Origin of the sequence: Acinetobacter sp. UBA3025 (assembly GCF_002367915.1) — a bacterium.
Classification (GTDB): domain Bacteria; phylum Pseudomonadota; class Gammaproteobacteria; order Pseudomonadales; family Moraxellaceae; genus Acinetobacter.
In genome coordinates this window covers 1-9,256 of sequence record NZ_DFDO01000122.1, presented here as the reverse complement: position 1 = coordinate 9,256, position 9,256 = coordinate 1, and the positions used below count along the sequence as shown (strand labels likewise).

Genomic DNA, 9,256 nt, shown 5'->3' with positions numbered 1-9,256 from the left:
CGGGAACATCCAGTACAGAATGCCGACCATAATGGCACCAATCCCGAACCAGAGGGCAGCAAAAGCGGGCAGGAGTAATTCTGACAGAATAAGAAGTATTCCCAATACAAACCAGTGCCAAGGTTCAAGAACTAATTCCATATCGTGACCTATATTGCTAAGTATTTAATTAATCATCATCTTTATATGATTTACTTCCAATGTAGCAGATGCTGCAGCAGATGAATATAAAAAATTTCTGATTAAAATTTTGCCGGTCGTGCAGGCTTGAATGCAGCCGGAGACTGCCTAAAATCACTGATGGCTTTTTCAATTGAACGGATTTTCAGTTGCGCGGCTTTTTCACCTTCAAGAATGGTCTCATTGCTGGCTTTTAAATCCAGCGTACCAATATGACCTACTTTAGGCTGGATCACGATATTAGCTTGCCTGAGTTCTTCATTGATACTTTGCTGACCCATAATATTAATAGTCTGGTCCAGTACGCCCCACATGTTGAGTGCTTTATTGCTGTCCGGACGTGCAGATATATCTACGGCAATAACAATATCTGCTCCCATATCTTTGGCCGTTTTTACTGGAATTGGACTAACCAGACCGCCATCGACATATTTTGTACCGCCAATTACAGCGGGCACAAAGACATTCGGAATACTGCAAGAGGCACGCACGGCTTGTCCGGCATTGCCTTTGATAAAGTCAGCTTTACGGCCATTGTCTAGGCGGGTTGCCACTGCCGCGAAGCGAATCGGGAACTGTTCAATCGGTTTATTCGCCACATTTTTATTGACGAAATCCTGCAGTTTCTGTCCGGCAATAATCCCTTGGCGGTTCAGGGTTAAATCACGAATATCGGATTCTTTAAAGTTCAAGGCGATTTGCTGCAACTGATAAGGAGATTTGCCGCTGGCATATAGACTGCCCACGAAGCTTCCGGCACTAGTTCCAGTAACAATCTTCGGTTTGATGCCGTGCGATTCGAGGACTTTGAGTACCCCGATATGGGCAAAGCCTTTGGCACCGCCACCACCGAGCGCAATAGCCACCACAGGTTCACGAGCCTGAAGAGGAGTAGAGGTTGTTGGGGTTTTAGTAGCTTTATCACATGCTGCAAGGCTTAAACCCAAGCAGCCAATCAGAGCATAACGGGTTAATTTCATTATAAAAAACTGGCGATTAAATCAACAAAATTCAGGCTATCACATCAAAAAAAGCCAGTTTTGCCTAGTCTTTTTTCAAAAGCTTTTGTAACGGCTTGGCGACCCAATCCGGATTTTTGGCCGAAAATTTACCTTCATAATGCTTATAGATCTGTTCCAGATCATATTCATAATCACCTGTCAGGTGATATACACCGAGGATATGAACGGTCTTGATGTCATAGTCAAAGGAAAACATCACAATCGGCAAATGGGCTGCCTTGGCAATATGATAAAAACCACTGCGGATTTTTTCTGGCGCCTTGCGAGTACCTTCCGGTGCCATACCTACCCAGATCCGATCAGTCTTATTAATGACATCAACAATCTGTCGGGTATGTCCTTGAGGGGTATCACGTACAACCGGAACCACACCAATCCATTCCAGGATCGGTTTAAGTGGTGTGCGGAATAAACTGTCCTTGCCAAAAATCGTGATCTGAATGCCGAGACCGAGCAAAGCATTGAAGCCCAGCCAGGCATCGATATTCGAGGTATGCGGGGAAATAATCGCTACTGCTTTAGGCAGGTTAGGGAATTCGCCTTTGAGCTGCCAGCCCTGAGCCAGAAATAGCTGTTTAAACAGGGCTTGGCTCAGTTTACCTCCGCGGGAGGGAACCAATGGAGGGAGTCTGGGGAAACGTGTTGTACTCATCAATGTCTCATCCTGAAACGTATTTTTCTTTATTTTTGATCATATTAGACTGTTGTAAAATCTGGATCATTGGCAAAATGTATAGCGATGATGGATGCTTTTAGCATTTTTACCTTAAGGACCTGTGCTGAATATGCGGAATACTTATATTTTACTGTTTTCCCTATATTGGGCACAGGGGCTTCCGGTCGGGTTTATGACGCACGCTTTACCTGTAATTTTACGAGCTGAAGGCGTATCTCTGGCACATATTGGTGGCTTTGGTCTGCTCATGCTGCCATGGTCGATTAAAATCTTCTGGGCACCTTTAGTCGATCAGCATGGATCAAAATCTCGAGGCCATTATCGAAGCTGGATTATTCCTTTGCAATGGCTTTCTGTCGCTGTGCTGATAGGACTGTCTTTTTTGCCGATCCAAGCTTTAAACCAGCCGCTGTATCTGCTGATCTTTTTTATCACGTTGTTAGTGATGAATGGGATCGGTGCTACTCAGGATATTGCTACAGATGGACTGGCAGTCAATATTCTGAAAAATGAACAGCAACACTGGGGTAATACCTTTCAGGTGATTGGCTCCCGCTTGGGCTTTATTGTTGGAGGCGGGGCAATCCTGTGGTTACTCGATTTTTTGCATTGGCAGATAACCTTTTTACTGCTGGCAGCTCTGGTCTTTCTGAATACTTTACCGGTGTTATGGTTTAAAGAGCCGGATCATCAAAAGATGGTTTCTTCATCATCTGAAAAATTACCTGCTCGGACTAGAATCAAAGCTTATTTTCAATATTTTTTAGCTGATTCTACCTTGGCGACATGGCTGCTGGTTTTACTGACCTTTAAAGTGGCAGATGGTCTGTCTGGGCCCTTATTAAAACCTTTGATGGTCGATTTGGGACTGAGTTTTAGTCAGATTGGTATTTATGTCACCATGCTTGGTGCTTTTGCAGCATTAATTGGCGCAGGGCTAGCAGGCTGGTGTTTGAAATACTGGTCGCGCAGCTGGAGTTTAATGATTTTCTCTATTCTTAAAATACTCAGTCTAATCGCTTATGCCTGGCTGGCTGCACAATATGAAGCCCAGAACAAAGTAGCAAACTGGATCATTTATCTCATTAATGCTGTTGAAGATATGGTATCGGCCATGCTCCTAGTGGTTATGCTGACCTTGGTGATGCAATACAGTCGTAAGCATCTGGCAGGGACTGATTTCACCTTTCAGGTTGCCTTGATGGCTACTATAAGCGGGGGACTTTATAGCCTGAGCGGGCTACTAGGGGACGCTTTAGGTTACCGAAACTATCTAAATTTGATCGTAATCATCGCGATTTTTTGCCTGATTCCTATTTTCCGATGGATGAAAGTAGCGAAAAATATTTAAAATCTCTTATGAATAAGTAAGTTAATTCACTCCCCACCTAAAGTATTAAAAAGAATATGTAAATATTTTTTTAATAATTTTGTAATATAGACGCCGTGTGTATTATTTGTAACAAAATAAGTTAAAGGATTTTTTAATGAAAACTAAGTTAGCAACAGCAATCGCACTCAGCCTTTTAGCGGGGACTACATTTGCAGCACCAACTTTCTATGGTGAAATTGATGCAACAGTAGATTACTTACCTGAAGACAATGCCAGCGGTAACCGTGATGTTGTGGAATTAAATAGTAATAACTCATTTATCGGTATTAAAGGTGATGAAAAACTGACTGATCGTTTAAGTGGTCTTTATCAAGCTGAATTTACATTCTATGTAGATAATGGGGGAAGCAGCGATACATTTGTTCCACGTAACCTTTTAGTCGGTTTAAAAGATGAAAAGCTGGGTACAGTAAAATTGGGTAAAATCGATACACCTGTGAAACAGCTTTCTGCGGTAGTTGATACGTTTAATAACTATATTGCAAATAGAGCTGACGTAAATGGTATTTTTACTGGTGAGAACCGTATTGATAACGTTGTAGTTTATGAAGCTCCAGCACTCGCTGTAGGTGAAGGTAAACTTAAAGCAACTGCACTTTTGGCTACGGGTGAAGCTAGTGGTATCAGCTCTTCTAAAGGTGGTGCTAAAGTTGCAGGCCGTGGTTTAGGTGATGCATGGTCAGCATCTGTAGTATATGACAGTAAACCTGTAGTTTTAGGTCTTGGTTATGACAAAGCGATTCCATCAAACTTTGCAGGTCGTGGCTTTGTAAATGCTTCTGCTCCAGAAGTAACAGGTGGGGTAGCAGGTAGTGCATTCGCAGCAGCCAACACTGTTCGTGCGATTGGTCGTGTAAACCTTGATGGCGGTCTATCTCTACGTGCTCTATATCAAACTTCAGAAGTTGAAGAGGTTGCGGGTAATGATGCTGCAGCTACCATCATTGATGATGCACAAGGCTGGTTAATTGGTGCTGAATACAACCTGCCAAATGCAAAAAACTGGACAGTTAAAGGCCAATATAGTCAGAACACGACTGAATTTAACAATGGAACAGCTGATTACGAAGCACAGCAAATCTTGTTAGGCGCAGACTATGCATTCTCTAAACAAGTTAAAGCATATGGCTATGCAGGTGCCTTATTCCTTGAAAGAGGCGCAGCTGAAACTAAACAACCAGTAGTTGGTACAGGTATTGAATACAAGTTCTAATTTTAGAACAAAATAAAAGCGGTGCTTCGGCATCGCTTTTTTTATGCCTAAAACAACAAAACTTAGCAATTTTAGATCTAATCCTGAAAGTTCCCAGCTGTTACCATGACAGAAAACCTTCTATTCCTTTTTAAATTATGACCATTCAAGCAGTTTTATTCGATCTCGACAATACCTTGACACACCGTGATCTGACAACACAGGCTTATAGCCGTTATCTGGCAGAATATTATGCTTCGGCACTAGCACAGGTTGAACTTGAGAAAATTATCGAAATTGTACGACGCATTGATAATGGCGGTTATCCGAAAAAGAAATTGCTGACTCATGGCAGTATTGGCGCTTCAGCTGCATATGCATTGTTGCAGGAATTATCTTGGTTAACTCCACCAGATCTAGAGGAGCTAGCGCAGTTCTGGTTTAGCCAGTTTGGACGTTACGCCGTAGAGATGCCGCAAGCAGGGCAAGTATTAAAACAGCTTAAAACTGAAGGTTATCGATTGGCCATTGTATCCAATGGCGGACATGAGACCCGATTAAATACCATTCGCGGTTTAGGTATTGCAAATTATTTTGATGAGATTATCAGTTCAGGATTGGTCGGCTTTAATAAACCGCAACCGGAAATTTTCCAGATTACCGCAGAGCGTTTAGGCGTGCAGCCAGAACAATGTCTTTATATTGGCGATCACCCTGTCAATGATGTTCAAGGCGCAACAGCCGCAGGTATGCATGCTTTATGGATGCAAGGTTTCCATCCGGATGCCGGACATATTCAATATAAGATTCAGCAATTACCAGAAATCTTTGATCATTTGCAGCGGCTTAAGCAGCTTTAAGTAATCCGGTGGCTATTCATGGCTTTTGCCCATTGATGAGAATGACAGCGTGGACAAGTTTGTTCCGCTTCTTTTAAATGCTGGACTTGACCGCAATAAATACAAGCATAAAGCTCTTCTGGCTTGACTTCTTTGACTATGCAGCAGGATTTAGGGAAAAGCGGGAGCCCATGCCGAACATCATCTGGATGGAAATACAAAATGCTGAATTTACCGTCAGTTTCCAGTAAACCCAAGCGCACCTGACCCAAGTGTTCAATGCCTTGCTGACGCATCTCCGCAAAGAATTCATCATGCGACATTTTACCTTTTTTAATTTCTTCAACGACCAGTACGCCATCTTCCACGATATAAATCGGTTTACCTTCCAGCAGGTCTTCGAACCATTGATATTTCATCATGAGCCAAGTAGTTAGGCGATACATGACAATAATGACCGACATCACCAAAACTGCCTGAATCAGGGGAATATCTTCTGTAAACATCGGATCGCCGGCAATAGAACCCAAGGCAAGAATGATGGTGACTTCAAAGATCGAAAGTTGTCGTACCCCACGTTTACCTGTCAGCCGCAGAAACAGGATAATCATCGCGTACATCACTACACAGCGCAGCAAAATTTCTGTGGCAAATTCCCAGGTCGTATCATTTATAAATATGGTGGCCCAGTCCATTGTTATTATTCCAGATCACTCTTTGTTACGAGTCTATCAATCTCGGCTGTTAGTTTGCTGCTGTAATTGTGTAAGTTTTTGAATAAAAATAAATTATGTTTTTTGAATATGATTGCTATGAGTGAAAGATATAGCGATTTTAAGAAAATAAGATAGATATTTCATGTAAATATTGATTGATTATTCAACAGAGTAAAATTTGAACCAGTTCACATTTTACTCTGTGTGATTTTTAATCAGTACAAATAATATCCTACTGAAATATATCAAGATAAAATCTGAGCAATTTCCTAGGAATAATGAGAACTATTTAATGATTTGTAATCAAATAACGTGATACTTATAAATTTCTGTATGTTGAGGCCTGAAAAATATAGCGATTAAAGCAAGCTAAAAATCTGTTTTTTAAATTAAAAATATTGATTTTGACTTCCAAGAAAGGATGTATTGTGAAAAAGATATTCACGCTTTTAACGGTTATGGGCTTAAGTACAGCGGTATTTGCAGATGCAGACTGGAACTATGATCAGCCTGAACAATGGTCGACTCTAAACCAGAAATATTCAGCCTGTAATGGACTGAACCAGTCACCAATCAATATCGAGCGAACAGTCAAAGCCGAACTGGAACCGCTCAAGTTTAGCTATAACACTATGATTCACACAATTGAAAATAAAGGTCATACCGTTCAAGTAGACTTTGCTCAAGGCGGAGAATTGCAGCTGGATGATGAAACTTTTGTGCTGAAACAGTTTCATCTGCATAGCCCAAGTGAGAACCTGATTAAGGGCAAGAGCTATCCTCTAGAGATTCATTTTGTCCATGCCAATGCTCAAGGGGAACTTGCTGTAGTGGCGATGATGTTTGCGCAGGGTACAGAAAATCCGATGCTAAAACGTATGTGGAATCGCCTGCCGAAAAAGCAAGGTGAAAAAGTTGTCTTGAAGAACCCACAACCTGTAAATGAGATGTTGCCTAAGAATCTGGATTATTACCGCTTTAGTGGATCACTGACAACACCGCCATGTTCTGAAGGCGTGCGCTGGTTGATTCTGAAAGAAATCCAGCAGGCCTCAAAGCAACAGATTTCAGAATTTTCCAAGCTAATGGGACATTCAAATAACCGTCCGGTACAGCCCTTAAATGGCCGTGTGGTACTGGAATAATAAACAGCAGCATGGAAAAAGCAGACACAGTTCTGCTTTTTTTAATTCTGATACAAATTTCAATAGCCTAAGGTGAAAAGAACTTTGTGGCGAATGCTGAAAGAATTAATATAGATAAGATTTCCTTGGGTCTTTCTGCTGCCATGCTCTTTGACTTAAAAACCATGATCCAGCCATTCACAGCGCTTTCGCCACAGCAGAAGAAGCTGGATCGTCTGATTGATAAAATCGAACAGCAGAAGTTGGAGTTAAAACAATGGCAACAGGCTGAAGAAGACCTACAGCAATATACGCATAAAACTTTCATGCCGGTCTATCATGAATTGCATGGTGTGCTGTTTGAGCAGCTCGAACAGCTCTGGAACCACTTGCAGGAAACAGATTTTACCAAGGCCGAGTTGGTAGTACTGGATGAGAAGATTCAATACCTGGCAGATTATCTGCAAGATTCTCAGGCGATGTCAGCGCAAGAAGCCAATAAGGTAAATGAAATCTTCACCTATTATCAGCAGCGTGCCGAACATGCCCAATTCAGAAAAAGCCAAAAAAAGACCAATGAACTGGAAAGGTTTTTTAAGAATGAAAATGTCCCAGATCCGGCAGATGCTGAGGGATTTGAAGAATGGGCTTCTGATCATTTTCAGCAAATCCGCGAGCAGGCCAAACTAAAACGCCAGCAGGAAAAGCAGGAACAGGCAGCCGCAATGGCAGAGCAGTCAGTGAAATCGGTGTATTTAAAGATTGCTGCGGCGATTCATCCAGATCGTGAAGCAAATGATGTAAAAAAGATTAAAAAAACTGAATTGTTGCAACGTGCCAATGAGGCCTATGCAGAACAAGATTTGTTTGCTTTACTGAAAATGCAGCTTCAGATTGAGCAAGACCGAGATCCTTCGCAAAAGAGTTTAAGTGCAGAGCAAGTCAAGCTGTATCAACTGGCTTTGGATGTGCAGAGCCAGAAGTTACAAGAGCAGATTGATGCATTGATCAATCGACTGGTCTGGTCATCGAAAACCAGAATTGCAGTAAAAAAAGCAAAGGGAAAAGTTCAAATTGCTGATCTGTATAAGCAGATTGATGAAGATACTGCCACTATAAAACAGCAGATTAAAGTCGAAAAAGAACGCCTGATGTATATCAAAAAGGTGAAAGGATTAGAGATGTTTTTAAGGCATGGCATGTTTTAACTTATTTAGAAGCACTTCTCCCTTTGGGATGAGAAGCGCTGCTTCGCAAGGGGGTGAGAGTTAGCCATCCCAATCATCATCTCTTCCATTAGCTTTATTTTCGAATCCTTTTCTGAGCATTTTGATTAAGTCATTTTCCTCTTCTGAAAGAATAGAAAGATCAGCAGAGTTGATTATGTTTGATATGCGAGGAATGTTTAAGAACTTTATAACAGTATCAGCTTTAATATATCTTTTGACATGAGGTTTAGTATAGGAACCGCCATAAGATGTAGTACTTTGGATCATTGTCTTAAGTATCTTTAGAATGCCTTGTATATCCTGAGTTTCGGATTCAAACCAATTAAGAGTATCAGAAGAGTTCCCCCATTCTATCCAAAGATACATAAATGAACGGAATGATGGGTTTTTAATTATAGAGTCATGGTTTGAGATACAAAATTGACTTAATTTAAGAATAAAATCTTTTTTGAGTTGTTCAAAATCTGAATCATCTAATAGAGTATCAGCATTATTATCTCTAGATTTATGTTCTTCAATTAGAATATCTTTAATAATAGAGAAATTTAGATATTGATTAATATAGTCAGATAGAAGTTTGGCTCTTTCTTTATTATTAGGCAAACTTTCTAAACACTGTAATGCCAATCTGAATAAACGTCTTTGTGCTGTAAAGAAAAAACCACTGCTTGAGTCACTATTGATTTCTTCACCCGCATCTAACATTGCATATAGATATGATTCGAAATTTTCTTTAGGAACTTGTTTACTATATGCTTCAAATTTAGATAAAAAATCTTCTAACACGTTTCTTGCATCTAAGGCGAGGATTTTATCTTTTAGCTGTTCTCTATTAGCAGTTAGTTTCAGGAAATTTATAAAGTCGGACGTAGAAAAGTCTTCACT

The 9,256-nt window shown here is 40.7% G+C and carries 9 protein-coding genes and 1 pseudogene; 5 read left to right on the top strand and 5 right to left on the bottom strand.

The genetic code is table 11. The features are described 5' to 3' along the window. From B4J23_RS05345 to B4J23_RS05335, 3 genes and pseudogenes are all read right to left on the bottom strand, one after another. Nucleotides 1-141: pseudogene (locus B4J23_RS05345) on the bottom strand (NfeD family protein); the annotation flags it as partial. 101 nt (nucleotides 142-242) lie between these two features. Then, nucleotides 243-1,160 (bottom strand): patatin-like phospholipase family protein, encoded by a 918-nt coding sequence (locus tag B4J23_RS05340; protein WP_004783071.1) that lies wholly within the window; start codon nucleotides 1,158-1,160, stop codon nucleotides 243-245. A 64-nt stretch (nucleotides 1,161-1,224) separates the two neighbouring features. Further along, nucleotides 1,225-1,854 (bottom strand): 1-acyl-sn-glycerol-3-phosphate acyltransferase, encoded by a 630-nt coding sequence (locus B4J23_RS05335; protein WP_291359125.1) that lies wholly within the window; start codon nucleotides 1,852-1,854, stop codon nucleotides 1,225-1,227. Between the two features lie 133 nt (nucleotides 1,855-1,987). On the opposite strand from B4J23_RS05335, the gene B4J23_RS05330 reads away from it, so the two are divergent. From B4J23_RS05330 to B4J23_RS05320, 3 genes are all read left to right on the top strand, one after another. Further along, nucleotides 1,988-3,229 carry an MFS transporter gene (locus B4J23_RS05330; RefSeq protein WP_291359123.1) on the top strand — a complete coding sequence of 414 codons (1,242 nt, stop codon included), beginning with the start codon at nucleotides 1,988-1,990 and terminating at the stop codon, nucleotides 3,227-3,229. A gap of 136 nt (nucleotides 3,230-3,365) precedes the next feature. Beyond that, nucleotides 3,366-4,484, top strand: a complete 1,119-nt coding sequence (locus B4J23_RS05325; protein ID WP_291359121.1) for a porin — start codon at nucleotides 3,366-3,368, stop codon at nucleotides 4,482-4,484. A 137-nt stretch (nucleotides 4,485-4,621) separates the two neighbouring features. Continuing rightward, entirely contained in the window at nucleotides 4,622-5,323 is a 702-nt protein-coding gene (locus B4J23_RS05320) for an HAD family hydrolase (protein ID WP_291359119.1), read from the top strand. Here B4J23_RS05320 and B4J23_RS05315 read toward each other — a convergent pair. Then, the gene (locus B4J23_RS05315; RefSeq protein WP_291359118.1) at nucleotides 5,320-5,997 is read right to left on the bottom strand and encodes a DUF421 domain-containing protein; all 678 of its coding nucleotides are present in this window, start codon (nucleotides 5,995-5,997) and stop codon (nucleotides 5,320-5,322) included. The genes B4J23_RS05320 and B4J23_RS05315 overlap by 4 nt on opposite strands. Nucleotides 5,998-6,476: 479 nt before the next feature. Between B4J23_RS05315 and B4J23_RS05310 the strand changes: the two genes are divergently transcribed. Next, nucleotides 6,477-7,163 carry a carbonic anhydrase gene (locus B4J23_RS05310; protein WP_291359137.1) on the top strand — a complete coding sequence of 229 codons (687 nt, stop codon included), beginning with the start codon at nucleotides 6,477-6,479 and terminating at the stop codon, nucleotides 7,161-7,163. A gap of 143 nt (nucleotides 7,164-7,306) precedes the next feature. After that, nucleotides 7,307-8,350, top strand: a complete 1,044-nt coding sequence (locus B4J23_RS05305; protein ID WP_291359136.1) for a molecular chaperone DnaJ — start codon at nucleotides 7,307-7,309, stop codon at nucleotides 8,348-8,350. A 60-nt stretch (nucleotides 8,351-8,410) separates the two neighbouring features. Here B4J23_RS05305 and B4J23_RS05300 read toward each other — a convergent pair. Continuing rightward, on the bottom strand, nucleotides 8,411-9,256 hold an 846-nt coding region (locus B4J23_RS05300), incomplete at its 5' end, for a hypothetical protein (protein ID WP_291359116.1).